Source organism: Streptomyces sp. NPDC107765 (genome assembly GCF_055657085.1).
In genome coordinates, this window is sequence record NZ_JBVKBL010000003.1 from 133625 (window position 1) to 159803 (window position 26179).

The following is a 26179-nucleotide window of genomic DNA, read 5'->3' on the forward strand; positions in this document are numbered from 1 at the left end:
CTTCCGCGTAAGCGCCCCGGCGGCCGGATGTCGCACGACGTCCGGCCGCCGTACGCTAGCGTCCGCCTTCGATCCTTCGTTCGACAGGAGTTACATCCATGCTCACCAAGCGTCGCTGGCTGGCAGCGGGTGCTGCCCTCGCGGTCGTCGGAGGCGGCGTCGCGGTCGCGCAGACGGCCACCGCACAGCCGGCCCCGCACCGCTGTCCCACCCTCCACATCTCCAAGGGCTGGTACGGCGACAACCACGCCAAGCTGCAGAAGATGATCGACGAGCGCGGAAGCTGCTCGGGATCCGGGGGCGCGCGGCCGGTCGCGACCTTCGACTGGGACAACACCGTCGTCAAGAACGACATCTCCGACGCCACGCTGGCCTGGATGCTCCGGCACGACAAGGTGCTGCGCCCGGCGAGCTGGAAGGCCACCAACAAGTGGCTGACCGACGCCGCCGCCGACGCGCTCACCAAGGCATGCGGCACCTCCGTGCCCGCCGGCCACCCGCTGCCGACGTCGACCGACACCGACTGCACCGACGAGATCCTCGACGTCTACAACGACGAGAAGACCTCCGGCGGCAAGGAGGCGTTCGCGGGGGAGTGGAACCACCGGCGCACGGTCCCCTCCTACGTCTGGATCACCCAGCTGTTCGCCGGCCACAGCCCGGCCACCCTGACCTCGTACGCCGCCGAGGCCCGCAAGCAGAACCTCGCCGCGCCGATCGGCACCGAGCAGACGGTCGGCACGCACAAGTGGGCCGGCTACGTTCGCTACTACGACCAGCAGCGCGACCTCATCGGCACCCTCAAGAAGGCCGGCTTCGACGTCTACATCGTCTCCGCCTCCGCCGAGCCGCTGGTCCGCGCCTGGGCACCCGGTGTGGGCATCGACCGCGAGCACATCATCGGCATCCGCAACCTCGTCCGCGACGGCAAGCTCACCACCGGCGTCGAGGGCTGTGGTGACGTCAAGGACACCAACGGCGAGGTCCTGACGTACATGGACGGCAAGCGCTGCTGGATCAACCAGGAGATCTTCCACGTCAAGGGCGCCAAGGCCTGGCAGCAGCAGGACCGGGCGCACCGCCCCGCCTTCGCGGCCGGCGACGCCGAGACCGACGTGACCTTCGTCGGCGACGCCACCGCCGGACACCTGGCCATCAACCGCAACAAGACCGAGCTGATGTGCCGGGCGTACGACAACGCCGACCACCGCTGGATCGTCAACCCGATGTTCATCGAGCCCAAGCAGCGCAAGGCCGACCCGTACCCGTGCGCGAGCACCGGCTACACCCGGCCCGACGGCACCCTCGGGCCCGTCCACCGCGCCGACGGCTCGGTCGTCCCGGACCAGCAGGACACCGTCTACTGACCCGGTGAACGTCACCGCACGGGAGGGCCGCACCGCTCAGAGGAAGGTGCGGCCCTCCCCGCGGTACGTCGGCACGGTGTCCACCACCCGGTCCCCGTCGATCAGCCGCAGCGCGTCGAACCGCTCGCACAGCTCCCCGGCCTTGGCGTGCCGGAACCACACCTTGTCGCCGATCGCCAGCCCGTCCGCGGCCGCCCCCAGCAACGGCGTCTGCACCTCACCCGGGCCCTCCTGGGGGTCGTAGCGCAACCCGGCCGGCAGATACGGCACCGGCAGCCGGTCCGCGCCCGCCACCCCCGACGCCGGATAGCCACCGCCCAGCACCGTCACCACCCCCGGCCCCGGCCGGCGCACCACCGGCTGGGCGAACAGCGCCGCCGGACGGCCGCTGAACGAACGGAAGTTGTCGAACAGCCGCGGCACGTACAGCCCCGAACCCGCCGCGACCTCGGTGACCGCCGCCTCCGCCGCCGTGTGCTGCACACTGCCGGTCCCGCCGCCGTTGACGAACTCCAGCCGCGGTGCCACCGCCCGCACCGCCCGTACGGCCTCCCAGCGCCGCTGCGCCAGCTCCCGGCGCGCCGCCGCCTGCATCATCCGCACCGTCCGCGAGAACACCGGCTTGCCGTCGACCTCGTCACCCACCCCCGCCACATGCCCCTCGTACGCCATCAGGCCCACCAGCCGGAAACCGGGGCGGCGCGCCACCGTCCGGGCCAGCGCGGCCAGTTGGGACGGCTCCCGCAGCGGTGAGCGCCGGGCACCGAAGCGCACCTTCCCGCCCAGCAGCCGGTACGAGGTGTCCAGCTCCAGGCACACCCGGACCTCCTCGCCGCCGTGCCCCGCGGGCCGGGCCGCGTCGATCAGATCCAGCTGCGCCGGATCGTCGACCATCACCGTCACCGCCGTCGCGAGCTTCGGATCGGCGGTCAGCTCGGCGAACCCCGCCCGGTCCGCCGACGGGTACGCGAGCAGGACGTCCGCGAAGCCCGAACGCGCCAGCCACAGCGACTCGGCCAGTGTGAAACTCATGATCCCGGCGAAGCCCTCCCGCGCCAGCACCCGCTCCAGCAGGGCCCGGCAGCGCACCGACTTGCTCGCCACCCGGATCGGCTTCCCCTTCGCCCGGCGCACCAGATCGGCCGCGTTGGCGTCGAACGCCCGCAGGTCGACGACGGCCAGCGGCGCGTCGAGATGGGCGGTCGCCCGGTCATAAGCGGCTTTGTCGCCGTACGCATCGACTCTCAGCTGGGACATGGCCGCAGCCTGCCAGACCCTCTTACCACTGGGTAGGGGTGAGATCCCGACAGAGCGGACAGGGCAGCGGCCGGGTGGGTACCCCCAGTTCCTTCCGAGCCCGGGGGAGGGATGGAGCACCGGCGGCGCCAGCCCGTAGAGTGGCCCGACACCGCGACCAGCAGGTCAGCGGCGTGTTGTCCGAATACCAACCTCCCTGCCCCGATTGCGGATCGGGGGCCGGGGATCACGGCGCAAGGGGGAGCGCGGGTGAGCACCGACGCAGATTTCGTCGATCCGCGGCACGTCCCGCCCATACCCCCGCGGCCGCCCCGGCAGCCCGCGGCGGCCGCGACACCGGAGCCGGACGACGACCCGCGCACGACCGTCCTGCGCCGACAGTTCCCGGCCGAGCCGTCCGTCCCCCCGCAGGCACCCCCGGCGGCCCCCGGCGTACCGCCGCGCCCCGCCGCCCCGCCGCCCCCGCCCCCCGCGCAGCCACCCGCCGCCGGCGCGCCCCGACCGCCCCACACCGGGACGCCGCCCACCCCCGCCGCGCCGCCGCACCCGGCCGGGCGTCCGGCCGCGTTCCGCGACACCGCCGCCTTCCACCTGGCCAACAGCCAGAACCTGTGGAACGGCCCCCAGGAACCCGCCGCCCGCCCGACGACCACCCCGCCCGGCCGGCAGCCCTGGCCCACAACTCCCCGCCCGCCGCAGGGAGTTGCCACCGGCCCGGCACCCACCCGCCGGTTCCCCGCGGGCCGCCGCCCCACCGGCCGGGTGCTCGCCGCCGCGGCCTGCCTCGTCCTGGGCATCGGCCTGCTCGGCGGCGCCGCGGCCGGCAGCTGGCTCACCGACGACCCCGAGGACGCCCCGCCCACCGCCGCGGCCACCTTCACCAAGGGCCGCGACGCCTGGCGCAACACCCCGGTCGACACCCTCTTCCCCCGCACCGTCGAGGGCCTGGGCGTCGGCCCCGGCGGCGCCGACCGGACCTGGACCCGGATCGCGGTCGCCCCCGACAGCGACTGCACCGGCGCCTACGACCACAAGCTCACCCAGGCCCTCGCCGGGGCCGGCTGCGTCCGCCTGCTGCGCGCCACGTACCTCGACGCCACCCGCTCCAGCGTCATCACCGTCGGCGCCCAGACCACCCGGACCGACCCGGCCGGCATGCTCGCCCTCAACACCCGCTTCAGCACCAAGAGCCTGGCCGACCGCACCGACCTGATGCCGGTGCCGTACGCCCCCAAGGGCACCGCCGCCGAGGGCTTCGGGCGCGCCCAGCGGGCCAGCTGGACCGTCCGGGTGCTCACCGACGTCCCGGTGATCGTCTACGCCGTCTCCGGCTTCGCCGACGGCCGCGCCGTCACCGAGCCGCAGCCCGCCGAGGCCGCGGTCCGCCCCGGCGCCACCACCGCCCCCGCCGAATCCGGCCTCGGCCACGACGCCAAGGACCTCGCCGACCGCATCGAGAACGACTTCCGCAAGGCCGCCGGCACCCCCACCCAGCCCAGGGAGGACGCGCCATGACGCAGACCCCGCTGCGCGCGGCCGCCCTCGCCCTGGCCGCCGCCGCGCTCACCGTCCTGCCCGCCGTACCCGCCAGGGCCGACGCCATCCGCGCCCAGGAATGGGGCCTGCAGGCGGTCCACGCCCAGCAGGCCTGGCGCACCACCAAGGGCGAGGGCGTCACGGTCGCCGTCCTGGACACCGGCGTCGACGCCAACCACCCCGACCTCCAGGGCCAGGTCCTGCCCGAGAAGGACCTGGTCGGCTTCGGCGCCGGCCCGGGCGACGCGGCCTGGGCCCGGCACGGCACCGGCATGGCCAGCGTCATAGCGGGCCACGGCCACGGCGCCGGCCGCCAGGACGGCGTGCTCGGCATCGCCCCCGCCGCCAAGATCCTCCCGGTCCGGGTGATCCTGGAGGACAACGACCCGCAGCGCGAACGCGCCCGCACGGAGAAGGCCGGCGCACTCGCCGACGGCATCCGCTGGGCCGCCGACCACGGCGCCGACGTCATCAGCATGTCCCTGGGCGACGACAGCGAGTCCGCCCATCCCGAGCCGCGCGAGGACGCCGCCATCCAGTACGCCCTCGGCAAGGGCATCCCCGTCGTCGCCTCCGCGGGCAACGGCGGCGACAAGGGCAACCACGTGTCCTACCCCGCCGCGTACCCGGGCGTCATCGCCACCACGGCCGTCACCCACCAGGGCGACCGCGCCCACTTCTCCACCCGCCACTGGTACGCCACGGTCAGCGCCCCCGGCGAGGACATCCTCATGGCCGGCAACGACGACGGCTACCTCTCCGGCTGGGGCACCAGCCCCGCCGCGGCCTTCACCTCCGGCGCCATCGCCCTGATCCGCTCGGCCCACCCCCACCTGAGCCCCGCCCAGATCCGCCACCTGCTCACGTCGACCGCCCAGGACACGCCCCAGGGCGGCCGCGACGACGACTACGGCGCCGGCCTGATCGACCCCGCCGCCGCCCTCCAGGCCGCCGACGACCTGCGCCCCGCCCCCCAGAAACCGTCCTCCGCGGCCTACCACCACACATACTTCGGCCCCGGCCCCACCGAGGACGCCCCCGAGGACACCCCCACCAACTGGCTCCCCTGGGCAGCCGGAGCCACCGGCGTGGCCTTGATGTCGGCAGCCCTCCTCCTCTGGCGAACCCGCCCCTGAACCACCCCAGCCCCCACCGCCCTTCCCCCCTCCCCCAACGGGAGGGGACGGGCCGGAGGGGCCGGTGTTTGGGACGTAAAGCGACAGCAGTCCCAAACACCGGCCCCGGAGGCCCGTCACCGCACCCCAACAACCCCAGCCCGCCGCAGGCGCAACGGAGAGAAACAACCGCGGCGCCGCAGACGGGTACGTACGGGGGCGCCGCCAAGCGCAACGGCGAGCAACCCCGACGGCGGGAAAGCCAGCTACGTGGGAGGCACCGCAAAGCGCAACCGCGGGCCAGCCGACAACGTACGCCGAGCCCCCGATACGCTCGGGCCCGTGCAGAAGAACATTCCCGACTCGCCCTTTTCCGACGACGACGGGTCCGCCGATCCCGCCCTCGCCGCAGCTCTGGCGGCGTACCAGGAGGACCGGTCCACCGAGCCCGCGCTGCTGACCGCCCTGGCCGGCGCCCGGCTCCTCGTACCCGTCGTCGCGATCCTCGGTGAGGTCGAGACGGGACCCGACGGCCTGCGTCGCGAGAAGACCAGTGACATGGCCGTGCCCACCCTCCAGGCCCCGGACGGGCGGCGTGCCCTCCCCGCCTTCACCAGCACGGAGACCCTGCACCGCTGGCGCCCGGACGCCCGGCCGGTGGCCGTCCCGCTCCAGCAGGCACTGCTGGCCGCCTCGCACGAGCAGGCCGACACCGTCGTGATCGACCTGGCGGGCCCGGTCACCTACCAGCTCACCGGGCCCGCGCTGCGCGCCCTCGCCGAGGGGCGTACGACCGCCGACCCGCTCGCCGACCCGGCCGTCACCGAGGCCCTGCGCGCCCTCCTCGCCGCCGAGCCGGCCGTCCTCGCCGCCCGGCTGGTGCCGTCCGGCGAGACCGACGGGACCCTTGCCCTGGGCCTGGCCGCCGACGCCCCCACCGCCGAGGTCGCCCAGCGGCTGGCGCAGGCGCTGGCCGCCGACGAGGTCCTGCGCGCCCGGCTCGTACGGGGCCTGGACCTGGCGCTCCTGCCGCCCGGTGCGGCGACCGCCGGGGAACCGCTCTACCAGCGCTGACGAGACCCGCGGCGGATGCTTCCCCGGGCCGTGCCACGGCGGCCCCGGGAAGATCGCCGACGGGCGGGTTCGTCCTCCGGGCCGCACAATGCGAGGAGAGCTCAAGATCCACGCGAGGAGAGCCCACATGGAGACAACGGAGACCCCCTCGGTCGTGACCCGCACCGTCGTGTCCGAATTCCTCGGCACGCTGCTCCTGGTCTTCTTCGCCGTCGGCTCGGCGGTGCTGGCCGGCGAGTACATCGGCACCTTCGGCATCGCCCTGGCCTTCGGCTTCACCATGCTGGCCCTGGCCTACGCGCTCGGGCCGATCTCGGGCAGCCACCTCAACCCCGCGGTGACCCTGGGCATGCTGCTGTCCCGCCGGATCACCCTCCGTACGGCCGTCGAGTACTGGATCGCCCAGATCCTCGGCGCCATCGTGGGGGCCGCGCTGCTCTTCCTGGTCGCCAAGCAGGTCCCCGGCCTGCAGACCCATGCCGCCTTCGGCACGAACGGCTGGGGCGACCGTTCGGCGGTGCACCTCAACCTCGGCGGTGCCTTCGTCGCCGAGATGGTGATGACCTTCCTCTACGTCTTCGTCTTCCTGGCGGTCACCCACCGGGTGGCCGTGATCGGCTTCGACGGCCTGCCGATCGGTCTGGCACTGGCCACCGTCCACCTCATCGGCATCCCGCTGGACGGCACCTCCGTGAACCCGGCCCGCTCCATCGGTCCCGCGTTGTTCGCGGGCGGCGCCGCCATCACCCAGCTGTGGCTCTTCATCGTGGCGCCCCTGATCGGCGGGGCGATCGCCGCGGTGGTCCACCAGGTCACCCACCCGCCGCAGGAGCCGGTGCTCGTCGCCGACCAGGTCTCGCCGCGCGAGCCGAGCGCGGGCCCCGACGAACGGGTCTGACCCCACGGCTCACGGATCACGGGTCACGGGTACGGACCACGGGTCCGGCGACCCCTTCTCTTCCTTCTCTTCCTTCTCTTCCTTCCGACATCACACGAGCCCCGGCCGCATCGGCCGGGGCTCGTCGTCTCGCGCAAAGTCGCAAGGGTGCGGACCAGAGGGTGCGGACTAGCCGTAGACCGGCCCGGTGAACTTCTCCCCGGGGCCCTGACCCGGCTCGTCCGGCACGACCGAGGCCTCGCGGAAGGCCAGCTGCAGCGACTTCAGGCCGTCCCGCAGCGGTGCCGCGTGGTACGAGCCGATCTCGGTGGCGCTGGCGGTGACCAGACCGGCCAGCGCCTGGATGAGCTTGCGCGCCTCGTCGAGGTCCTTGTGCGCCTCGCCGTCCTCGGCGAGCCCCAGGTTGACCGCCGCCGAGCTCATCAGATGCACCGCGACGGTGGTGATCACCTCGACCGCCGGGACGTCCGCGATGTCCCGGGTCATGGCGTCGAAGTCGGGGCTCGCCGCGTGCGGGGTGCCGGACGGCTCGGGCGCGTCGGACGGCTGCGGGGTCTGGTCGCTCATGTCTTAAGGGCTTCTTCCTGAAAGAGGGGTCCGCTCCAGCCTATGGCCCGCCTCCGCGGGCCCGGCGTCCGGGACTGTCCCCTTGACGGGCGGCGCCCGCACAGCGGCGTACGAGTGGGGGCCGGGGCTTGACTCGTGTATTCTGGTGTTCCGACCGGCCGGACACTCATGTGACCGGCCCACAAGTGGAGGCTCCGTTCTCCCACCCGGCCGACCTCAGGTTGGCGGGTCAACGGTCCGGCTGCGCCCCGCGGAGACTTCGCGGCGGTGCTCCAGATCTATGTGGAGCCCCGCCTGTGTCCCGTCCGGGGCATTTTTCATGTACCGGCGCGGTTGGTCACACCGAACAGACGTTACGCGGCAGTCCGCCAGGCCGTCGCGTGGTGCTACCGAGGAGGATCCATCAGCGCCGAGCCCCGCATCAACGACCGGATTCGCGTCCCCGAGGTGCGACTCGTCGGTCCCAGTGGCGAGCAGGTCGGCATTGTGCCGCTTGCCAAGGCCCTGGAGCTTGCGCAGGAGTACGACCTCGACCTGGTCGAGGTGGCGGCGAACGCCCGTCCGCCGGTCTGCAAGCTCATGGACTACGGAAAGTTCAAGTACGAGTCGGCCATGAAGGCCCGTGAGGCGCGCAAGAACCAGGCGCACACGGTCATCAAGGAGATGAAGCTCCGGCCGAAGATCGACCCGCACGACTATGACACCAAGAAGGGTCACGTCGTCCGGTTCCTCAAGCAGGGTGACAAGGTCAAGATCACGATCATGTTCCGTGGTCGCGAGCAGTCCCGCCCCGAGCTGGGCTTCCGACTGCTGCAGCGGCTCGCGGAGGACGTCCAGGAGCTCGGCTTCATCGAGTCGAACCCGAAGCAGGACGGCCGCAACATGATCATGGTCCTCGGTCCGCACAAGAAGAAGACCGAGGCGATGGCCGAGGCCCGTGAGGCGCAGGCCGCCCGCAAGGCGGAGCGCCAGGGTGGTGCTCCTGTGGAGGAGCCCGCCGGGGAGCCCGCCGAGGCGTGATCCATGGGCGAGAGCCCCGGATTCATGCCGGGGCAACCCGCCCCGGACACCAACCGATACATCTGACGCTCCCGCCAGCCGGCCCGTGCCGGTGGGAGCGCCACTGACGAGGAGAGAACGGCGCATGCCGAAGAACAAGACGCACAGCGGTGCCAGCAAGCGCTTCAAGGTCACCGGCTCCGGCAAGGTGCTGCGCGAGCGCGCCGGCAAGCGCCACCTGCTCGAGCACAAGTCGTCCCGCGTGACGCGTCGCCTCACCGGCAACGCCGAGATGGCCCCGGGCGACGCCGCGAAGATCAAGAAGCTTCTCGGCAAGTGAGTCGCCGCGCCCCGCTGACCCAGCGGGGTGCGCGACGCGGACCGGGACCCAATCGATTCGGGCCGTGTGACGACAACCACGGCCCCGCTACAAGGAGTTAACAAGTGGCACGCGTCAAGCGGGCAGTCAACGCCCACAAGAAGCGCCGGGCGATCCTCGAGCAGGCCAGCGGCTACCGCGGCCAGCGCTCCCGCCTGTACCGCAAGGCGAAGGAGCAGGTCACCCACTCCCTCGTCTACAACTACAACGACCGCAAGAAGCGCAAGGGCGACTTCCGTCAGCTGTGGATCCAGCGCATCAACGCCGCTGCCCGCGCCAACGGCATGACGTACAACCGCTTCATCCAGGGTCTGAAGGCCGCCAACATCGAGGTGGACCGCAAGATCCTGGCCGACCTCGCGGTCAACGACAGCAACGCGTTCGCCGCGCTCGTCGAGGTGGCCCAGAAGGCCCTGCCGAGCGACGTCAACGCCCCGAAGGCTGCCTGAACGCCAGCCTGACGACGTGGCCGTCACGACCGACGCGGTCGTGACGCCGTCGCGATCGGACCCGTAGGCCCCGGGCCTGCGGGTCCGCCGCTTTTCCGGCCCAGGCCCGCCCGGCCCGGCCGGGCCCCCGCACCGAACCACAGAAGCGAGCCGCCGCCCATGGGCACCCCCGAGCTGATCTCCCCGCGTTCCCCGCGCGTCACCGCCGCCCGGCGGCTGGCCCGCCGCGCTTTCCGCGGCAAGGAGCGCCGGTTCATCGCCGAGGGCCCGCAGGCCGTACGGGAGGCCATCGCGCACCGCACGGACGGCGCCGCCACGCTCATCGAGCTGTTCGCCACCGTCGAGGCCGCCGAGCGCCACCACGAGATCGTCGGGGCGGCCCGCGCGGCCGGGGTCCGGGTGCACCTCGCCGACGACCGGACCATCGGGGACATCTCCCAGACGGTCACCCCGCAGGGCCTGCTCGGCGTCTGCCGCTTCCTCGACTCGCCGTTCGAGGAGATCCTCGCCGCCCGCCCGAAGCTGGTCGCGGTGCTCGCCCACGTCCGCGACCCCGGCAACGCCGGTACGGTCCTGCGCTGCGCGGACGCCGCCGGCGCGGACGCCGTGGTGCTCACCGACGCCTCCGTCGACCTGTACAACCCCAAGTCCGTACGGGCGTCGGTCGGTTCCCTCTTCCATCTCCCGGTCGCGGTCGGCGTACCGGTCGAGCAGGTGGTGTCCGGGCTCAAGGGTGCCGGCGCACGGATCCTCGCCGCGGACGGCGCCGGCGACCGGGACCTGGACGCCGAGCTGGACACCGGATCCATGGGCGGGCCCACCGCCTGGGTCTTCGGCAACGAGGCGTGGGGCCTGCCCGAGGAGACCCGGGCGCTCGCCGACGCCGTCGTACGCGTCCCCATCCACGGCAGGGCCGAGAGCCTCAACCTCGCCACCGCCGCCGCGGTCTGCCTCTACGCCTCGGCCCGGGCCCAGCGCGGCCCCGGTGGCTGCCGCTCCGCGTCACCCGCCTGAGGGGCGTCCACCGGAACACCCGGCACATCCGAGGCGAGCTAGTAGTGTTGCGTGCCCGGGGGCCCGGAAGGGGGTAACGGGGATGAGTGTGAGGACTTCCGGCATCACAGCACGCGCCGACGGCAGCCCGTCCGACGGACCGGCCGGCCGCCCGCCGCCGGCCCGCGCGGTGGCGTCCACCGCCCCGGACACCGGGCTCGACCCCGACGACCTTCCGGACGGCCTGGTGGTCGCCGACGCGACCGGCCGGGTCAGCTGCTTCAACGCCGCGGCCGCCAGGATCACCGGCCTCGCCCCCGAGGACGCGCTCGGCCGCCCCCTGGAGGAGGCCCTGCCGCTCCAGGACATCGAGGGCCGCCGCTGGTGGCGGCTGACCGACCCCTACGGCGGCCTGGCCATCCGCCGCGGCCAGCCCGAGCGCAACCTCCTGCTCGGCGGCCGCGAGGTGCTGGTCTCCGCCCGCTACGTCCGCGGCCGCCCGGGCGGGCCGGTCGAGCGGCTGGTGATCGCGCTGCGCGGCACCGAAGCCCGGCGCCGTACCGAGCTCAGCCACGCCGAACTGATCGCCACCGTCGCCCACGAGCTCCGCTCGCCCCTGACCTCCGTCAAGGGCTTCACCGCCACCCTCCTCCAGAAGTGGGAACGCTTCACCGACGACCAGAAGCGGCTGATGCTGGAGACGGTCGACGCCGACGCCAACCGCGTCACCCGGCTGATCGCCGAACTGCTCGACATCTCCCGGATCGACTCCGGGCGGCTGGAGGTGCGCCGGCAGCGGGTCGACATGATCGCCGCGGTGCGCCGGCACGTCCAGGCGCAGACCACCGCCGGCCAGCGGCCGGACCGCTTTCTGATCCGGATGCGGGAACCCCTGCCCGATCTGTGGGCGGACCCGGACAAGGTGGACCAGGTGCTCGGCAATCTCCTGGAAAATGCGGTGCGCCACGGCGAGGGAACGGTCACCATCGAGGTCGGACCGACAACGGACGCCACCAGCACGGAAGGGACGAGCGTCACCGTGAGCGACGAGGGCCCCGGCATCCCGGAGGAGTCGATGAGCCGCGTGTTCACCCGCTTCTGGCGGGGCAGCAAGCGCGGTGGCACCGGCCTGGGCCTCTACATCGTCAAGGGCATCGTCGAGGCCCACGGCGGCACGATCACGGTCGGCCGGGCGTCCACCGGCGGCGCCCAGTTCCGATTCAGCCTGCCCGTCGCGACCCCGGCCTTTATGAATTAGAGCGCAGCGTCGTGCAAGGGTGGTGGCGGGCGACGGTCGGGCCTGAGGGAGTGCGCGCCGGGCGTCCCCCAGGGGCTCGGGCCGGCCGCGCCACCCGTCCCCCTTAGACTTGACCTTTGGCACCTTTGGCGCACAGGCATCGCGGGCGCAGCGCGGGCTCGGCCCATACGACCCATGTGATCGAAGAGCCGAGGCGAAGCGAGCCAAGCCAAGCCAGTCCACCGGAAGCACGGGAAGAGATGTCCGCACCCAATAAGTCGTACGACCCTGTCGAGGTCGAAGCCCTGAAACCGGAAGAGATCGCCGCCCGGCTGGACGAGGCGCTGGCCGCCGTCGCCGCCGCGGCCGATCTGGAGCAGCTGCGCGAGGTGAAGGCCGCCCACGCCGGCGACCGCTCGCCGCTCGCCCTCGCCAACCGGGAGATCGGTGCCCTGCCGCCGCACGCCAAGGCGGACGCCGGCAAGCGCGTCGGCCAGGCCCGCGGCCGCGTCAACCAGGCGCTCAAGGCCCGCCAGGAAGAGCTGGAGGCGGAGCGCGACGCGCGGGTGCTGGTCGAGGAGGCGGTGGACGTCACGCTGCCCTACGACCGCGTCCCGGCCGGCGCCCGGCACCCGCTCACCACCTTCATGGAGCGGGTCGCGGACGTCTTCGTCGCGATGGGCTACGAGATCGCCGAAGGCCCCGAGGTCGAGGCGGAGTGGTTCAACTTCGACGCCCTGAACTTCGTGCCGGACCACCCGGCGCGCCAGATGCAGGACACCTTCTTCGTCAAGGCTGGGGGCACCTCCCGGACGGAGTCTGGGGGAGGCGCCCAGGGCGATGAGTCCGGTGTCGTGCTGCGCACCCACACCTCGCCGGTCCAGGCCCGCACCCTGGTCGACCGCGAGCCGCCGGTCTACGTCGTCTGCCCGGGGCGGGTCTACCGCACCGACGAGCTGGACGCCACGCACTCCCCGGTCTTCCACCAGATCGAGCTGCTCGCCGTCGACGAGGGCCTGACCATGGCCGACCTCAAGGGCACCCTCGACCACATGGTCCGGGCGCTGTTCGGCCCCGACATGAAGACCCGGCTGCGGCCGAACTACTTCCCGTTCACCGAGCCGTCCGCCGAGATGGACATGGTCTGCTACGTCTGCCGTGGCGAGTCCGTGGGCAACCCCGACCGGCCGTGCCGTACGTGCTCCAGCGAGGGGTGGATCGAGCTGGGCGGCTGCGGGATGGTCAACCCCAAGGTGCTCATCGCCTGCGGCGTCGACCCGGAGAAGTACAGCGGCTTCGCCTTCGGGTTCGGAATCGACCGGATGCTGATGTTCCGGCACAACGTGGAAGACATGCGCGACATGTTCGAGGGCGACGTCCGGTTCACCCGGCCGTTCGGGATGGAGATCTGATGCGGGTCCCGCTTTCTTGGCTGCGGGAGTACGTCGACCTGCCGGCGACGGAGACCGGCCGGGACGTACAGGAAAAGCTCATCGCGGTCGGCCTGGAGGTCGAGACCGTCGAGCGCCTCGGCGCGGACCTCAAGGGCCCGCTCGTCGTCGGCCAGGTGCTGACCATCGAGGAGCTGGAGGGCTTCAAGAAGCCGATCCGCTTCTGCACCGTCGACGTCGGCCGGGCCAACGGCACCGGTGAGCCGCAGGAGATCGTCTGCGGCGCCCGTAACTTCGCCGTCGGCGACAAGGTCGTCGTTGTCCTCCCCGGCGCCGAGCTGCCCGGCGGTTTCAAGATCGCCGCCCGGAAGACCTACGGCAAGAAGTCGCACGGCATGATCTGCTCCGGCGACGAGCTCGGCATGGGCGACGACGGTACGCACGGCATCATCGTGCTGCCGCCGGAGTACGAGGTCGGCACCGACGCCATCGAGCTGCTGGAGCTCGTCGACGAGGTGCTGGACATCGCCGTCACCCCGGACCGCGGCTACTGCCTGTCGATGCGCGGCGTGGCCCGCGAGACCGCCATCGCCTACGGGCTGCCGCTGCGCGACCCGGCGCTGCTGGACGTCCCGCCGCCGAACGCCGCCGGCTACCCGGTGCAGGTCGCCGACCCGATCGGCTGCGACCGCTTCACCGCGCGGACGGTCACCGGCCTGGAGCCCGGCGCCCGCACCCCGCTGTGGATGCAGCGCCGGCTGCAGAAGGCCGGCATGCGCCCGATCTCGCTCGCCGTCGACATCACCAACTACGTGATGCTGGAGCTCGGCCAGCCGCTGCACGCCTACGACCGCACCACGGTCGACGGCCCGATCGGCGTCCGCCGTGCCACCCCCGGCGAGAAGCTGACCACCCTGGACGGCACCAAGCGCGCGCTGGACGCCGGGGACCTGGTCATCACCGACAACCGCGGCCCCATCGGGCTCGCCGGTGTCATGGGCGGCGCCAACACCGAGATCGCCGCCCCGGTCACCGACCCGGAGACCGGTGAGCTGCGCGGCACCACCGACGTCGTGATCGAGGCCGCGCACTTCGACGCGATCGCCATCGCCCGTACGGCGCGCCGGCACAAGCTGTCCTCCGAGGCGGCCAAGCGCTTCGAGCGCGGGGTGGACCCGGAGGCGGCGTCGGCGGCGGCGCAGCGCACCGTCGACCTGCTGGTGCTGCTCGCCGGCGGTACCGCCGGGGAAGGTGTCACCGAGGTCGTCTCGCCCCGCGGGCCGCGCACGATCACCATCCCGGCGAACCACCCGGACAAGGTCGCCGGTGTCACCTACGGCCGGGAGACCGTCGTCCGCCGCCTCCAGCAGGTCGGCTGCGATGTCTACGGCCAGGACGAGTTGGTCGTCACCGTGCCGTCCTGGCGGCCGGACCTCTCGGACCCCAACGACCTGGCCGAAGAGGTCATCCGCCTGGAGGGCTACGAGAACCTGCCCTCCACCCTGCCGAAGCCGCCGGCCGGCCGGGGCCTGACGGAGCGCCAGCGACTGCACCGCAGGGTCGGCCGGGCGCTGGCCGGTGCGGGCTACGTCGAGGCGCTGAACTACCCGTTCACCGGCTCGCACGTCCTGGACCAGCTCGGCATCGAGGCGGACGACCCGCGCCGTTCGGCGGTCACCCTCGTCAACCCGCTCTCCGACGAGGAGCCCGACCTCCGCACGACGCTCATCCCCGGGCTGCTGGGCGCGCTCCGCCGCAACTACGGCCGGGGCACGCACGACCTCGCGCTCTTCGAGACCGGTCCGGTCTTCCGGGCGAGCGGTGACGAGAAGCCGGCCAGCCGGCTGGTCGTCGACCGCCGGCCGACCGACGACGAGATCGCCTCGCTGGACGCCTCGCTGCCGCAGCAGCCGCGGCGCGCCGCGGTGGTCCTCGCCGGCCACCGCGAGCAGCCCGGCTGGTGGGGCGGCGGTCGTCCGTCCGACTGGGCGGACGCCATCGAGGCCGGCCGTACGGTCGCCCGGGAGGCGGGCGTCGAGCTGATCATCCGTCAGGACCAGCACGCGCCGTTCCACCCGGGCCGGTGCGCGGCGCTGCTCGCCGTCGTCGACGGCGAGGAGGTCCTCGTCGGCAACGCCGGTGAGCTGCACCCGCGGGTCATCAAGACGCTGTCCCTGCCGGAGCGCACCTGCGCGATGGAGATCGACCTGGACCGTCTGGAGCGGGCCGGCGCCGGCCCGCTGAAGGCGCCCTCGATCTCCTCGTTCCCGGTCGCCACCCAGGACGTGGCGCTCGTCGTCGACGACAGCGTCCCGGCGGCGGACGTCGAGGCCGCGCTGCGCGACGGGGCCGGTGAACTCCTGGAGGCGCTGCGGCTGTTCGACATCTTCACCGGTGAGCAGCTCGGGGCCGGCAAGAAGTCGCTGGCGTACGCGCTGCGCTTCCGCGCCGCGGACCGCACGCTGACCGCGGAGGAGGCGTCGGCCGCCCGGGACGCGGCGGTAGCGTCGGCCGTGGAGCGGACCGGAGCGGTGCTGCGCGGCTGACCCGCGCACGAGCCCGGTGGAGGGCGTGGACGGCACGGCCGTCCACGCCCTCTTCGCATGCCGCGCCGTTTTGTCGACGATCCGATCCATACACCATCACCCAATCGGGTGGTGATGTACGTTTCGTCGCGGAACGGATACGGAACGTCGCGAGAATCGATCCGGTCGAGCCAGACCACCGGCTGGGGGGACCATCGGCATGATCCGAGCCTGGGCGAGGACAGGCGCACGCGACCGGGCGAGCCGTGCCCGGCGCGGTCTCGTCCTCGTGCTGCCCGGACTCTGGGTGCTGGGCGTGGTCACCTGGGAGCTCTGCGAGCCGACCGGCGGCCGGCTGCTGCAACTCCTCGCCGCGGCGCCGGCCATCGCCTGCGCGGGCACCGGCCGCCGGCAGTGCGTCCTGCTCGGCGGGGTGTGCGCCCTGGCCGCCCTGGTCCCGTTCGGCGCGGGCGACGCCGGCCCCGGCCCGGGTACCCGGGTGATGACCTGCGGGGCGGTCCTCGCGGTGGTCGGCGCCAGCTATCTGACGGCCGGCCGCAGGAAGCGGCTGCTGCGGGAGCTGGAGCGCACCCGCGAGGTCGCCACGGCCGCCCAGCGGGTCCTGCTGCGGCCGCTGCCGCCGCGGATCGGCGGGCTGGTCCTGGCGGCCGACCACCTCTCCGCGAGTGAGGGCGCGGTGGTGGGCGGGGACCTCTACGAGGTCGTCGGCACCCGGTACGGCGTCCGGGCGGTGATCGGCGACGTCCGCGGGCACGGCCTCGCGGCCATAGGCACGGTCGGGGCGATGCTCGGCAGCTTCCGCGAGGCCGCGCACGACGAGCCCGAACTCGCCGGTGTGCTGCGGCGGTTGGAGCGGGCCCACCAGCGGCATCTCGGGGAGCGGGCGCGCCGGGCGGACCCGGCGGACGTCGGTGCGGCGAGCCCGGCCGCGGAGGAGTTCGTGACGCTGCTGCTGGTGCAGATCGCCCCGGACGGCTCGGTGACGGCGCTCAACTGCGGGCATCCGTGGCCGTATCGCCTCGTGTGGCGGGCGGTGGACCCGGTGGCGCCGCTCGCCCCGGGCGAGCCGATGCCGCCGCTCGGGCTGTTCCCGCTCCCGGCGGACGCGGCGCCGCTGTGCTGCGGGCGGCTGCGGCCCGGGGAGGGGCTCTTCCTGCACACCGACGGTGCGGTGGAGGCCCGGGACCGGACCGGGGAGTTCTTCCCGCTGGCGCAGCGGCTGTACAGCAGCGTGGCGACGACCGCCGGAACGCCCGGGCCCGCACCGGCCGGGGTGGTGGACGACGTACGGGAGGCGCTGCTGCGGCATGCGGGCGGGCGGCTGTCGGACGACGTCGCGCTCGTGCTGCTCTGCGCGGACGGCACGGGCCACGATCCGGCCGTACCACTCCCCGCCACGGACATGCACACCCCGTGGGAACCGGGCTTCACCACCCTCCACGGGCGGAGCGGTTGAGGGACGTGGCGAGGTCGGCGCCCACGTGGCCTGCCCGGTGAACGGCGAAGGGCCGGCGAACGAGCTCCGCCGGCCCTGGGATCCGCGGGGTCCGGATTCAGTACGGGTAGAACCCCGACCCCGACTTCCGGCCCAGCCGCCCCGCGTCGACCATCCGCTGGAGCAGCGGGGGAGCGGCGTACAGGGGCTCCTTGTACTCCTCGTACATGGAGGCGGCGACCGAGGCGACGGTGTCCAGGCCGATCAGGTCGGACAGCTTGAGCGGACCCATCGGGTGGGCGCAGCCCAGCTCCATGCCGTTGTCGATGTCCTCGCGGCTGGCGATGCCCGACTCGAACATCCGGATCGCGGAGAGCAGGTACGGGATGAGCAGCGCGTTGACCACGAAGCCGGAGCGGTCCTGGGCGCGGATGGCGTGCTTGTCCAGCACGTTCTGGACCAGCGCCTCGGAGCGCTTGATGGTCTCCTCGCCGGTGGTCAGTGCCGGGATGAGCTCCACCAGCTTCTGCACCGGCGCCGGGTTGAAGAAGTGGATGCCGATGACCTGGTCCGGGCGGGAGGTGGCCACCGCCAGCTTCACCAGCGGGATCGAGGAGGTGTTGGACGCCAGGATCGCGTCCGGGCGGCTGACGACCTGGTCGAGAACCTGGAAGATCTCGGTCTTGACCTGCTCGTTCTCCACCACGGCCTCGATGACGAGGTCGCGGTCGGCGAACTCCCCGAGGTCGGTGGTGAAGCTGAGCCGGTCGAGCGTCGCGTCGCGTTCCTCGGGGGTGATCTTGCCGCGTTCGGCGGCCTTGCCGAGGGAGTTGGTCAGGCGGGTGCGCCCCAGCTCCAGGGCCTCGCCGGTGGTCTCGGCGACCATGACGTCCAGCCCGGCGCGGGCGCACACCTCGGCGATGCCTGCGCCCATCTGGCCGCAACCGACCACTCCGACGCGTTCGATGTCCGTCACCTCGTGCCTTTCGCTGATCTTCAGGACCGGCGGTGCGCCGTAAGGGTCCGGCGGCCGCCTCGGCCCCGACGTTACTCCGCACGGTGCTGGGTCATGGCTTCCGGGGCGGGCATTCTGAGGCCGCAGGACGGGATGAACCGGACAAGTTGGGGATTTTTGATGCAACGGATCACACGCAGGGTGTTCGGCAGGGCGGCGATCGGCATGGCGGGCTCGGTGCTCGGGGTGGCGGCGGCCGGACCGGCCGGGGGAGCGGCGCGGCGCGAGATGCGCGGGGTGTGGCTGGCCACCGTCGGCAATCTCGACTGGCCCTCGCGTACGAAGCTGACCGCCGCCGAGCAGCAGCGCGAACTGCGCGCCCACTTCGACGCGGCGGTCGCGCACAAGCTCAACACGGTGTTCTTCCAGGTGCGGGCCGCCGCGGACGCGCTCTGGCCGTCCCCGTACGAGCCCTGGGCCGAGTCGCTGACCGGGCGGCAGGGCGGCGATCCGGGCTGGGACCCGCTCGACTTCGCGGTCCGCGAGGCGCACCGGCGCGGCCTCGAACTGCACGCCTGGTGCAACCCGTACCGGGTCGCCAACCACACCGACCCGGGCCGGCTGACCGCCGACCACCCGGCCCGCCGGCATCCCGAGTGGATCGTGCCCTACGGCGGCAAGCTGTACTACAACCCCGGCCTGCCCGAGGTCCGCACGTTCGTCCAGGACGCGATGCTCGACGCGGTGGAGCACTACTCCGTCGACGGGGTGCACTTCGACGACTACTTCTATCCGTATCCGGTCGCCGGCAAGAGCTTCGACGACGACGAGGCCTACGACACCTACGGCGGCGACTTCGACAACCGGGCCGACTGGCGGCGGGACAACATCGACCGGCTGGTGTACGAGATGGCGCAGCGGCTCGGCGAGGGCGGCCAACAGGAGGGCCGCCGGGTGCGGTTCGGCGTCAGCCCGTTCGCGGTCTGGCGCAACCAGGCCACGGACAAGAACGGCTCCCGGACCCAGGCGGGGGTGGAGACGTACGACGACCTCTACGCCGACACCCGCCGCTGGGTGCGCGAGGGCTGGCTCGACTACATCGTGCCGCAGGTCTACTGGCCGATCGGCACCAAGGCCGCCGACTACGCCGAACTGGTGCCGTGGTGGTCACGGACGGTCGACGGCACCGGCGTCGACCTCTACATCGGCGAGGCGCTCTACAAGGCGGGCGACAGCCAGCCGGCGGCCTGGAAGAACCCGGCCGAACTCTCCCGTCATCTCACCTTCGCCCGCGACTACCCCCAGGTCGGCGGGCACGTCTACTTCTCGGCGAAGGAGGTGGCCAGGGACCGGATGGGCGCACTGGCCCGGGTCGTGCGCGACCACTACGGCAGCGCGGCACGGTCCTAGGGCTCTCGCCCCGGGCCGGTCCGCGCGGCGCGGGTCGGGTGGCGGGGCCGGGTGGCCCCGGTGGGTGCTCGGCCGGTCGGCCGAGGGGTGTCAGCGGCCGGGTTCGACGTCGGAGGTCTTGGCGTGCCGGACGACCGAGTCGGGCCCGGGCGACACGATCGCCTCGTGTCCGTCCTCCGCGCGGACGCGGTAGGGCGGATCGCCGTTCGTCCCCAGTACTTCGACGATTTCCACGACCCGGTCGTGGTGCCCGACGGTCCTGCCGTGCACCACCAGCCGGTCGCCCTTGGTCGCGTGCATCAGGGTCCTCCCCGCTTCGGGCGGCCATGCGACCCGAACGGCCGACGAGGGGACGGCCGAGCGGTTGAACGGCCAACGGTTTAAGGGGTTGCGGGCCTGCCGCGGCCCGGACGGCGCGCTATCCGCCATCGCGGCAAGTTTACGTCCGCGGGGGCGGGGCGCACCCGGGGAGCGGGCCGCCGGTCCCTCCGGAACCGGCGGCCGGGCCCACGGGCACCGCGCCCGGGCCGGTCACCCGCGGGCCCGCTGGGTGACCGCGATGCAGGCCAGGACCGCCAGCGCCGTGACGGGCGCGGCCGGCGGCAGCCGTTCGCCGAGCAGCAGCACCGACCACACCAGGGTCAGCAGCGGCTGGGCGAGCTGGAGCTGGCTCGCCTTGGAGACGCCGATCACGGCCATCCCGCGGTACCAGACCACCAGCCCCAGGAACTGCGAACCGGCCGCCAGCCACAGCAGCCCGGTGACCGCGTGGGCGGTCAGCCGCAGCGGCTCGGTGGACAGCGCGACCGCCGCACCCACCACCGTCACCGGCAGGCACAGCACCAGCGCCCAGCCGATCACCTGCCAGCCCGGCATGTGGCGGGCCAGCCGGCCGCCCTCGGTGTAGCCGGCCGCGCACACCAGCAGCGCCGCGAACAGCAGCAGATCACCGCGGCCCGGGGCGCCGCCGCTCTGCTGCACCGCGAAGCCGAGGACGACGGCGGCGCCGGCCAGGGACGCCACCCAGAAGGTGCGGGACGGGCGGGCACCGGTGCGCAGGGCCGAGCAGGCGGCGGTGGTCAGCGGCAGCAGGCCGACCACGACGGCCGCGTGGGAGGTGGTGGAGGTCTGCAGCGCCAGGGTCGTCAGCAGCGGGAACCCGAGCACCACGCCGCCCGCCACGACCGCGATCCCGGCCCAGTGGCGGCGCTCGGGGAGGCGCACCCGGAGGACGGCCAGCGCGCTGCCGGCCAGGACGGCGGCCAGCACGCTGCGCAGCATCACCACCGTCCAGGGCCCCATGCCCTCCAGCGCCCAGGCGGTCCCGGGGAAGGTGAGGGAGAAGGACGCCACGCCCAGGCCGGCGAGCAGCACCCCGCGGCCGGCCGGCGCGGCGGTCTCCGGGACGGCGGGGGCGGCACCGGGGACGGCGGTTGCGGAGGATGCGGCGGGGGCGTTCACCGCTATCGCCGTGGCGGTAGTAGCGCTATCGTTGACTCTCATGCAAGAGCGTAGCAGTGTGGCTGAGCTGGCCGCGAGCCTGAGGAACGAGCTGAACCGCTACTCTCCCGGGGAGAAGCTGCCATCGAGTCGGGCCCTCGTGGAGCGGCATCGCGTGAGCCCCGTGACCGTCTCCCGGGCCCTCGCCGAACTCGTCGCCGAGGGCCTCGTCACCACCCGGCCCGGCGCCGGCGCCTTCCGGGCCGAGCCCCCGGCAGCGGCCGCCCGGCCGGTCGACACCTCGTGGCAGGAGATCGCGCTCAGCGCCGAACCGGCCGGCGACCAGGTGCCGCGCAGCGTCGACGCGTCCGGCGTGGTGGCCACCCTCGCCCGCCCGGCCCCCGGCGTCATCGAACTCAACGGCGGGTATCTGCACCCCGACCTGCAGCCCGAACGCGCCCTCGCCGCCGCCCTGGCCCGGGCCGGCCGCCGGCCGGGTGCCTGGGCGCGGCCCCCGGTCGACGGCGTGCCGGAGCTGCGCGCATGGTTCGCCCGGGAGATCGGCGGCCCCGGGGGCGCGCTCGCCGCGAGCGATGTGCAGATCACCGCGGGCGGCCAGAACGCGCTGACCGCCGCCCTGCGCGCGCTCGCCGCGCCCGGCGCACCCGTCCTCGTCGAATCGCCGACGTACCCCGGCATGCTCGCCGTCGCCCGCGCCTCCGGACTGCGCCCGGTGCCGGTCCCGGTGGACGCGGACGGCGTACGGACGGACCTGCTGGCCGACGCCTTCCGGGCCAGCGGCGCCCGGCTCTTCGTGTGCCAGCCGCTGTTCCAGAACCCGACCGGGGCGGTGCTGTCCGCCGAGCGGCGGCGCGAGGTGCTCCGGGTGGCCCGGGCGGCCGGCGCCTTCGTGATCGAGGACGACTTCGCCCGGCTGCTGGTCCACGACGACGCGGCCGCGCTGCCGCCGACCCTGATGGCGGACGACCGGGACGGCACCGTCGTGCACATCCGGTCCCTGACCAAGGCCACCTCGCCCAACCTCCGGGTGGCCGCACTGGCCGCCCGCGGCCCGGTCCGCGACCGGCTGCGCGCCATCCAGGTCGTCGACAACTTCTTCGTGCCCCAACCGCTCCAGGAGACCGCCCTGGAACTGGTCGGATCGCCCGCCTGGGGACGCCATCTCCGGTTCATCGCAAGCGAGTTGACCGTCCGCCGGAACGCGCTGACCGCGGCGCTCGCGGGCCGGCTGCCGGCCCTCGCCGGGTCCGGCGCCGGGTACGGCGGCATTCCCGGCCGGGACGGCGGCCCGTACGTACCGTGCGGCGGCTACCAGCTCTGGCTGCGGCTGCCGGACGGCGCCGACGAGGCCGCGCTGACGGGTGCGGCGCTGCGGGCCGGGGTCGCGGTCGCGGCCGGCCGCCCGTACTTCGCCGCCGAGCCGCCGGCCGGGCACCTCCGGCTGAGCTTCGCGGCCGCGGCCGGCCCGGCCGAGATCACCGAGGGCGTCCGCCGGCTGCGCACGGCCTGCGACGAACTGGGGGTGGCCGTCGAATGACGGCGCCCGGGGGCACACCGGTTCGACGCCGCCGCCGTCCTTCTGGGAATCTCCCGGCATGAACGCGCACGCCCTCGACGGCTACGAGATCTCCACCGACCCGGCCCGCCTGGACGCCGACCTGGTCCACGACTGGCTCGCCACCGACGCCTACTGGGCGCTGGACCGGCCCCGGGCCCTGCACGACCGCGCCGTCGCGGGCTCGCTCAACTTCGGCCTGTACGCGTCCGGTTCCGGCCGCCAGGTGGCGTACGCCCGGGTCGTGACCGATCACGCCACCTTCGCCTGGCTCTGCGACGTCTACGTCTGCCGCGACGACCGCGGCAAGGGACTGGGCACGGCCCTGGTCGAGGCCATCGCCGACCACCTGGCGACCAGCGGGCTGAACCGGCTCACCCTCGCCACCAAGGACGCCCACGGCGTCTACCAGAAGGTCGGCTTCCGGCCGCTGGTGGCGCCCGAGCAGTGGATGACCCTCGGGCTGATCGACCCGGGCCCGCTCGGGATCTGAGGCCGGGGTGCTCGCGATCTGCGCAAGCGAGGTCCCGCCGGCCGGTCCTCCTCTTACCATCGGCGAATGAGCGTTCGACTCTCGCTGGTGGCCGCGGCCCGCAGCTCCGCGCTGCTCGCGACGCAGTTCGACGACGACCGCCCGCTCGACGCGGTGGGCTGGCAGGAGGTCGAGCGGGCCGCGCCCGTGCTGTGCCGGCTCGCCGCCGCCGAGCTGCGCTACTGCTCGCCGTCCGCGCGCTGCCGGGAGACCGGGGAAGGGCTGGGCCTGCGCCCGCTGCCCCAGCCGGCGCTGCGCGACTGCGACATGGGGCGCTGGCGCGGCCGCACCCTGGGGGAGGTCGCGGCGGCCGAGCCGGCGGCGGTCGAGACCTGGCTGGCCGACCCCCGCTCGGCCCCGCACGGCGGGGAATCCCTGCTGGCCTTCATCACCCGGGTCGGAGGCTGGCTGGACACCCGGCCGGTCGAGGACGCCGCCGGGCTGCTCGCGGTCGCCGAACCCGGCGTGGTCCGGGCCGCCCTGGTCTACGCCCTCCAGGCGCCGCCGCACGCGTACTGGCGCATCGACGTCCGGCCGCTGTCGGTGGTGACGCTCACCGGCCGCTCCGGCAAGTGGGACCTCCGGCTGGAGGCGTGACGGGCCGCGGCAGGCGGTTCCGCTCCTCACGCACGGTCACGGACCGTCACCACCCGGAAAGCCCAGCCCGCGCGTTCCGCTGTCCGGGGCATGCACACCCGGCCTGACCTGCGCGAACGCTGTCGGTCGCGGCGTTGACCCTGGTCGCGGGCGGCGGCCGCGGTTCCCATCGAGGTGCGGGCCGCCGGGCGGGGCGCTTCTCTGTGGGGTATGCACATAAGCCACATTCCTCTCTATGCGCTGGCGGCCGGTGGTCTGGCGGTGTCCGTCCTGCTCTTCGGTGACGGGGACGGTGCGGACGCCGCCACCGACGCGGTGAGCGAGGCGGTGGGCGGCGCCGCGTCCAAGGCCGCCTCCGGGCCCGTGCCGGCCGCCTCCGGTGCGGTGACCGTCCGGCCCGAGCGGGTGGCGCCCGGCGGGGCCTTCTCGGTGTACGACGGCGGCGTCTGCGCGGGCGGGTCCGCCGAGGCCCGCTTCGACAACCCGGCCATCCCGGTCCTGCGGCTGTCCGCGATGGCCGACCAGGCGGGCGCCACCGCGGTCCTGCCGCAGGGCGTCACCCCGGGCACGTACCGGGTCACCGTCGTCTGCGGTGGCGCTACGGGCACCAGGCCGCACCACGCGGTGTACCGGGCGGCCCGCGCCGGGCAGGAGGACGGCGGCGGACCGAAGGCGGTGAAGGCCGCCACCGGCACCCTGACCGTCACGGACGGCGCGCTCCTGGCCAGCCCGGTCTCCGACGGCACCGGGACGTTCTCCGGCGGCTCGGCGGCCGAGGACGGCGCCCAGGCGGACGAGGGGCTCTCCGACCGGTCCGGGCCCGACGATTCCGGGCTCTCCGACGACTCCGGCCGGTATGTCCCGCAGGGCGGTTCGCACACCGGTCTCGGCGGCGCGGCCGGCCACGGCGGTGACCGGACGGCGGCGGTGCTCGGCGGACTGGCGCTGCTCGGCGCGGCCGGCTGGGGAGCCTCGGCCCGCCTCCGGCACGCCCGCCGGGCCCAGGGCTGACGGCGGTGACCGGTCAGCCACCGCCCCGCCGCGGGCTGCTCCTCGGCCTGCTCACCGCCCTCCTCGCGGCCGGCACCGTCCTCCTCGTGCTCGTCGTCCCCGCGCTGTACGGCCGGGACGCGACCAGCGAGGTCGACGACGGCACGCACACCGTGCTGCGCACCGAGATCGCCCGCACCCTCAGCGGCCAGCTCACCCTCCCGTTCCGCAGCGGACCGGACGCGGTGCACTGCTCGGGCGATCTGCGGCCGGTGCGGTCCGCCGCGGTGCGCTGTACGGCGCACTTCCCGCTCGGCCGGTACCGCCACCTGACCGTCGAGGTCACCCGCGTCCACGACAACAAGGTGACCTACCGACGCCGTTCCGTTCCGCACTGAGTCCCCGACGGGCAGGCAACCGCCGGCCGTGGGGGACCCGGCCCCTTCAGTGGAGGGCGGTGCGCAGCGCGGCCAGCCAGTGGGCGGTGGTGCGGCGGGCCAGGTCGGATTCCGGGGCGTACGCCTCGAAGAAGTGCCAGGCGCCGGGGACGTCCCTGACCTCGACCGGTACGTCCGCCTCCGTCAGGCGCCGGGCGTACTCCAGCCCCTCGTCGCGGAGCGGGTCGAGGCCGCAGGTCAGGACGTACGCGGGCGGCAGCCCGGCGAGGTCGGTGGCCCGGGCGGGGGCCGCGTAGGCGGGGGTGTCGGGGCCGCGGCCGGGGCCGAGGTAGGTGTCCCAGGTGCGGGCGATGCCGGTGGCGTTGATGATCCGCGGGTCGTCGATCCGCCGTCGGGAGGCGGTCCGGTCCCGGTCGTCCAGGCAGGGGATCAGCAGGCACTGGAAGGCGATCCGCGGCCCCTGGCGGTCGCGGGCCATCAGGCAGACGGCGGCGCTCAGATTGCCGCCGGCGGAGGCCCCGGTGACGGCGATCCGCTCGCGGTCGATACCGAGTTCGTCCGCCGCCGCGACCATCCATTCCAGCGTGGCGTAGCAGTCCTCGACCCCGGCCGGGTAGCGGTGCTCGGGGGCCAGCCGGTAATGGACGTTGACCACCACGGCCCCCGCGGCGACACAGGCCTGGCGCGCCATCGGGCTGGGCCCGTCCAGCTCCCCGTACGCGAAGCCGCCGCCGTGCAGGTAGAGGACGCCGGGCAGCACCCCCTCGGCGCCGGCGGGGCGCAGCACCTGTACGTCGAGGCGGTTCCCGTCCGGCCCCGGGAGGGTCGTCTCCCGCACGGTCACCCGCGGGTCGTGGGCCGGCATCAGCGGTGCCATGAGCTGCCGGAAACCGCTGCGCAGCGCCTCGATGTCGGCGTACGGGTCGGCGGGTCGCGGTGGCAACTGGCCGAGGACCGCGGCCAGTTCGGGATGCGGACGGACGGCGGTCGTGGTGGTGCGGCCGGGCATGGGGTTCCCCGTTTCTGTGTGCATATGGC

Annotated in this window: 25 protein-coding genes; 19 read left to right on the top strand and 6 right to left on the bottom strand. The window is 73.8% G+C overall.

Annotated elements, in window-relative coordinates:
* Positions 1 to 98 precede the first annotated feature (98 nt).
* Positions 99 to 1367 carry an HAD family hydrolase gene (locus tag ACZ7MX_RS09225; protein ID WP_472130827.1) on the top strand — a complete coding sequence of 423 codons (1269 nt, stop codon included), beginning with the start codon at positions 99 to 101 and terminating at the stop codon, positions 1365 to 1367.
* Between the two features lie 36 nt (positions 1368 to 1403).
* Here ACZ7MX_RS09225 and ACZ7MX_RS09230 read toward each other — a convergent pair whose 3' ends face one another.
* Positions 1404 to 2624: an amino acid deaminase/aldolase gene (locus ACZ7MX_RS09230; protein WP_472130829.1), complete on the bottom strand. Its 1221-nt coding sequence runs from the start codon at positions 2622 to 2624 to the stop codon at positions 1404 to 1406.
* A 249-nt stretch (positions 2625 to 2873) separates the two neighbouring features.
* Here ACZ7MX_RS09230 and ACZ7MX_RS09235 point away from each other — a divergent pair, with 249 nt between their 5' ends.
* The 4 genes from ACZ7MX_RS09235 to ACZ7MX_RS09250 all read left to right on the top strand — a co-directional run bounded on the left by ACZ7MX_RS09235 (position 2874) and on the right by ACZ7MX_RS09250 (position 7247).
* Positions 2874 to 4139 (top strand): hypothetical protein, encoded by a 1266-nt coding sequence (locus ACZ7MX_RS09235; protein ID WP_472130831.1) that lies wholly within the window; start codon positions 2874 to 2876, stop codon positions 4137 to 4139.
* Positions 4136 to 5296 carry a type VII secretion-associated serine protease mycosin gene (gene mycP, locus ACZ7MX_RS09240; protein ID WP_472130833.1) on the top strand — a complete coding sequence of 387 codons (1161 nt, stop codon included), beginning with the start codon at positions 4136 to 4138 and terminating at the stop codon, positions 5294 to 5296. Before ACZ7MX_RS09235 ends, mycP begins: the two co-directional genes overlap by 4 nt.
* Before the next feature lie 321 nt (positions 5297 to 5617).
* Complete coding sequence (locus ACZ7MX_RS09245; protein WP_472130835.1) at positions 5618 to 6349, top strand: SseB family protein; 732 nt, start codon at positions 5618 to 5620, stop codon at positions 6347 to 6349.
* 127 nt (positions 6350 to 6476) lie between these two features.
* Positions 6477 to 7247 carry an MIP family channel protein gene (locus ACZ7MX_RS09250; RefSeq protein ID WP_472130837.1) on the top strand — a complete coding sequence of 257 codons (771 nt, stop codon included), beginning with the start codon at positions 6477 to 6479 and terminating at the stop codon, positions 7245 to 7247.
* A gap of 168 nt (positions 7248 to 7415) precedes the next feature.
* On the opposite strand, the gene ACZ7MX_RS09255 is transcribed toward ACZ7MX_RS09250, so the two are convergent.
* The gene (locus ACZ7MX_RS09255; protein WP_472130839.1) at positions 7416 to 7814 is read right to left on the bottom strand and encodes a DUF1844 domain-containing protein; all 399 of its coding nucleotides are present in this window, start codon (positions 7812 to 7814) and stop codon (positions 7416 to 7418) included.
* A 333-nt stretch (positions 7815 to 8147) separates the two neighbouring features.
* Between ACZ7MX_RS09255 and infC the strand changes: the two genes are divergently transcribed.
* The 8 genes from infC (at position 8148) to ACZ7MX_RS09295 (ending at position 17264) form a co-directional block, all read left to right on the top strand.
* Complete coding sequence (infC, locus tag ACZ7MX_RS09260; protein ID WP_385863066.1) at positions 8148 to 8834, top strand: translation initiation factor IF-3; 687 nt, start codon at positions 8148 to 8150, stop codon at positions 8832 to 8834.
* 124 nt (positions 8835 to 8958) lie between these two features.
* Entirely contained in the window at positions 8959 to 9153 is a 195-nt protein-coding gene (rpmI, locus tag ACZ7MX_RS09265) for a 50S ribosomal protein L35 (protein ID WP_016576627.1), read from the top strand.
* Positions 9154 to 9257: 104 nt separating this feature from the next.
* Positions 9258 to 9641, top strand: a complete 384-nt coding sequence (rplT, locus tag ACZ7MX_RS09270) for a 50S ribosomal protein L20 (protein ID WP_030413047.1) — start codon at positions 9258 to 9260, stop codon at positions 9639 to 9641.
* A 159-nt stretch (positions 9642 to 9800) separates the two neighbouring features.
* A complete protein-coding gene (locus ACZ7MX_RS09275; protein ID WP_472130842.1) occupies positions 9801 to 10655 on the top strand; it encodes a TrmH family RNA methyltransferase in 855 nt (284 codons plus the stop codon).
* 82 nt (positions 10656 to 10737) lie between these two features.
* Positions 10738 to 11892 (top strand): sensor histidine kinase, encoded by a 1155-nt coding sequence (locus ACZ7MX_RS09280; RefSeq protein WP_472130844.1) that lies wholly within the window; start codon positions 10738 to 10740, stop codon positions 11890 to 11892.
* Positions 11893 to 12131: 239 nt separating this feature from the next.
* Positions 12132 to 13283 carry a phenylalanine--tRNA ligase subunit alpha gene (pheS, locus tag ACZ7MX_RS09285; RefSeq protein ID WP_472130846.1) on the top strand — a complete coding sequence of 384 codons (1152 nt, stop codon included), beginning with the start codon at positions 12132 to 12134 and terminating at the stop codon, positions 13281 to 13283.
* Positions 13283 to 15808 carry a phenylalanine--tRNA ligase subunit beta gene (gene pheT / locus ACZ7MX_RS09290; RefSeq protein ID WP_472130847.1) on the top strand — a complete coding sequence of 842 codons (2526 nt, stop codon included), beginning with the start codon at positions 13283 to 13285 and terminating at the stop codon, positions 15806 to 15808. The genes pheS and pheT overlap by 1 nt, the downstream gene beginning before the upstream one ends.
* Positions 15809 to 16007: 199 nt before the next feature.
* On the top strand, positions 16008 to 17264 hold the full coding sequence (locus ACZ7MX_RS09295; protein WP_472130849.1) for a PP2C family protein-serine/threonine phosphatase: 1257 nt from the start codon (positions 16008 to 16010) through the stop codon (positions 17262 to 17264).
* A 97-nt stretch (positions 17265 to 17361) separates the two neighbouring features.
* On the opposite strand, the gene ACZ7MX_RS09300 is transcribed toward ACZ7MX_RS09295, so the two are convergent.
* The gene (locus tag ACZ7MX_RS09300) at positions 17362 to 18219 is read right to left on the bottom strand and encodes a 3-hydroxybutyryl-CoA dehydrogenase (protein WP_030413063.1); all 858 of its coding nucleotides are present in this window, start codon (positions 18217 to 18219) and stop codon (positions 17362 to 17364) included.
* A gap of 159 nt (positions 18220 to 18378) precedes the next feature.
* On the opposite strand from ACZ7MX_RS09300, the gene ACZ7MX_RS09305 reads away from it, so the two are divergent.
* Complete coding sequence (locus ACZ7MX_RS09305; RefSeq protein ID WP_472130850.1) at positions 18379 to 19608, top strand: glycoside hydrolase family 10-like protein; 1230 nt, start codon at positions 18379 to 18381, stop codon at positions 19606 to 19608.
* A 90-nt stretch (positions 19609 to 19698) separates the two neighbouring features.
* Here the strand turns inward: ACZ7MX_RS09305 and ACZ7MX_RS09310 are convergent, their stop codons facing one another.
* On the bottom strand, positions 19699 to 19908 hold the full coding sequence (locus tag ACZ7MX_RS09310; RefSeq protein ID WP_030413065.1) for a DUF1918 domain-containing protein: 210 nt from the start codon (positions 19906 to 19908) through the stop codon (positions 19699 to 19701).
* Positions 19909 to 20139: 231 nt separating this feature from the next.
* Positions 20140 to 21111, bottom strand: coding sequence for a DMT family transporter (locus ACZ7MX_RS09315; RefSeq protein ID WP_472130852.1), 972 nt, complete (start codon positions 21109 to 21111; stop codon positions 20140 to 20142).
* Between ACZ7MX_RS09315 and ACZ7MX_RS09320 the strand changes: the two genes are divergently transcribed.
* The 5 genes from ACZ7MX_RS09320 to ACZ7MX_RS09340 all read left to right on the top strand — a co-directional run bounded on the left by ACZ7MX_RS09320 (position 21110) and on the right by ACZ7MX_RS09340 (position 25141).
* Positions 21110 to 22606 carry an aminotransferase-like domain-containing protein gene (locus tag ACZ7MX_RS09320; protein ID WP_472130854.1) on the top strand — a complete coding sequence of 499 codons (1497 nt, stop codon included), beginning with the start codon at positions 21110 to 21112 and terminating at the stop codon, positions 22604 to 22606. The two genes, ACZ7MX_RS09315 and ACZ7MX_RS09320, sit on opposite strands and share 2 nt — an antisense overlap.
* A 58-nt stretch (positions 22607 to 22664) precedes the next feature.
* On the top strand, positions 22665 to 23117 hold the full coding sequence (locus tag ACZ7MX_RS09325) for a GNAT family N-acetyltransferase (protein ID WP_472130856.1): 453 nt from the start codon (positions 22665 to 22667) through the stop codon (positions 23115 to 23117).
* 66 nt (positions 23118 to 23183) lie between these two features.
* Positions 23184 to 23753, top strand: a complete 570-nt coding sequence (locus ACZ7MX_RS09330) for a histidine phosphatase family protein (protein WP_472130858.1) — start codon at positions 23184 to 23186, stop codon at positions 23751 to 23753.
* A gap of 210 nt (positions 23754 to 23963) precedes the next feature.
* The gene (locus ACZ7MX_RS09335) at positions 23964 to 24764 is read left to right on the top strand and encodes a hypothetical protein (protein ID WP_472130859.1); all 801 of its coding nucleotides are present in this window, start codon (positions 23964 to 23966) and stop codon (positions 24762 to 24764) included.
* Positions 24765 to 24769: 5 nt separating this feature from the next.
* Complete coding sequence (locus tag ACZ7MX_RS09340; RefSeq protein ID WP_472130860.1) at positions 24770 to 25141, top strand: DUF4333 domain-containing protein; 372 nt, start codon at positions 24770 to 24772, stop codon at positions 25139 to 25141.
* Between the two features lie 46 nt (positions 25142 to 25187).
* Here the strand turns inward: ACZ7MX_RS09340 and ACZ7MX_RS09345 are convergent, their stop codons facing one another.
* Positions 25188 to 26150: an alpha/beta hydrolase gene (locus ACZ7MX_RS09345; RefSeq protein ID WP_472130862.1), complete on the bottom strand. Its 963-nt coding sequence runs from the start codon at positions 26148 to 26150 to the stop codon at positions 25188 to 25190.
* Positions 26151 to 26179 lie beyond the last annotated feature (29 nt).

Excerpts from the sequence above, each read along its gene's own strand:
- ACZ7MX_RS09225 (WP_472130827.1), top strand. The coding sequence starts at position 99 with ATGCTCACCAAGCGTCGCTGGCTGGCAGCGGGTGCTGCCCTCGCGGTC.
- ACZ7MX_RS09230 (WP_472130829.1), bottom strand. The coding sequence starts at position 2,624 with ATGTCCCAGCTGAGAGTCGATGCGTACGGCGACAAAGCCGCTTATGAC.
- mycP (WP_472130833.1), top strand. The coding sequence starts at position 4,136 with ATGACGCAGACCCCGCTGCGCGCGGCCGCCCTCGCCCTGGCCGCCGCC.
- ACZ7MX_RS09250 (WP_472130837.1), top strand. The coding sequence starts at position 6,477 with ATGGAGACAACGGAGACCCCCTCGGTCGTGACCCGCACCGTCGTGTCC.
- ACZ7MX_RS09255 (WP_472130839.1), bottom strand. The coding sequence starts at position 7,814 with ATGAGCGACCAGACCCCGCAGCCGTCCGACGCGCCCGAGCCGTCCGGC.
- rpmI (WP_016576627.1), top strand. The coding sequence starts at position 8,959 with ATGCCGAAGAACAAGACGCACAGCGGTGCCAGCAAGCGCTTCAAGGTC.
- ACZ7MX_RS09275 (WP_472130842.1), top strand. The coding sequence starts at position 9,801 with ATGGGCACCCCCGAGCTGATCTCCCCGCGTTCCCCGCGCGTCACCGCC.
- ACZ7MX_RS09280 (WP_472130844.1), top strand. The coding sequence starts at position 10,738 with ATGAGTGTGAGGACTTCCGGCATCACAGCACGCGCCGACGGCAGCCCG.
- pheS (WP_472130846.1), top strand. The coding sequence starts at position 12,132 with ATGTCCGCACCCAATAAGTCGTACGACCCTGTCGAGGTCGAAGCCCTG.
- pheT (WP_472130847.1), top strand. The coding sequence starts at position 13,283 with ATGCGGGTCCCGCTTTCTTGGCTGCGGGAGTACGTCGACCTGCCGGCG.
- ACZ7MX_RS09295 (WP_472130849.1), top strand. The coding sequence starts at position 16,008 with ATGATCCGAGCCTGGGCGAGGACAGGCGCACGCGACCGGGCGAGCCGT.
- ACZ7MX_RS09305 (WP_472130850.1), top strand. The coding sequence starts at position 18,379 with ATGCAACGGATCACACGCAGGGTGTTCGGCAGGGCGGCGATCGGCATG.
- ACZ7MX_RS09310 (WP_030413065.1), bottom strand. The coding sequence starts at position 19,908 with ATGCACGCGACCAAGGGCGACCGGCTGGTGGTGCACGGCAGGACCGTC.
- ACZ7MX_RS09320 (WP_472130854.1), top strand. The coding sequence starts at position 21,110 with ATGCAAGAGCGTAGCAGTGTGGCTGAGCTGGCCGCGAGCCTGAGGAAC.
- ACZ7MX_RS09315 (WP_472130852.1), bottom strand. The coding sequence starts at position 21,111 with ATGAGAGTCAACGATAGCGCTACTACCGCCACGGCGATAGCGGTGAAC.
- ACZ7MX_RS09325 (WP_472130856.1), top strand. The coding sequence starts at position 22,665 with ATGAACGCGCACGCCCTCGACGGCTACGAGATCTCCACCGACCCGGCC.
- ACZ7MX_RS09330 (WP_472130858.1), top strand. The coding sequence starts at position 23,184 with ATGAGCGTTCGACTCTCGCTGGTGGCCGCGGCCCGCAGCTCCGCGCTG.
- ACZ7MX_RS09335 (WP_472130859.1), top strand. The coding sequence starts at position 23,964 with ATGCACATAAGCCACATTCCTCTCTATGCGCTGGCGGCCGGTGGTCTG.
- ACZ7MX_RS09345 (WP_472130862.1), bottom strand. The coding sequence starts at position 26,150 with ATGCCCGGCCGCACCACCACGACCGCCGTCCGTCCGCATCCCGAACTG.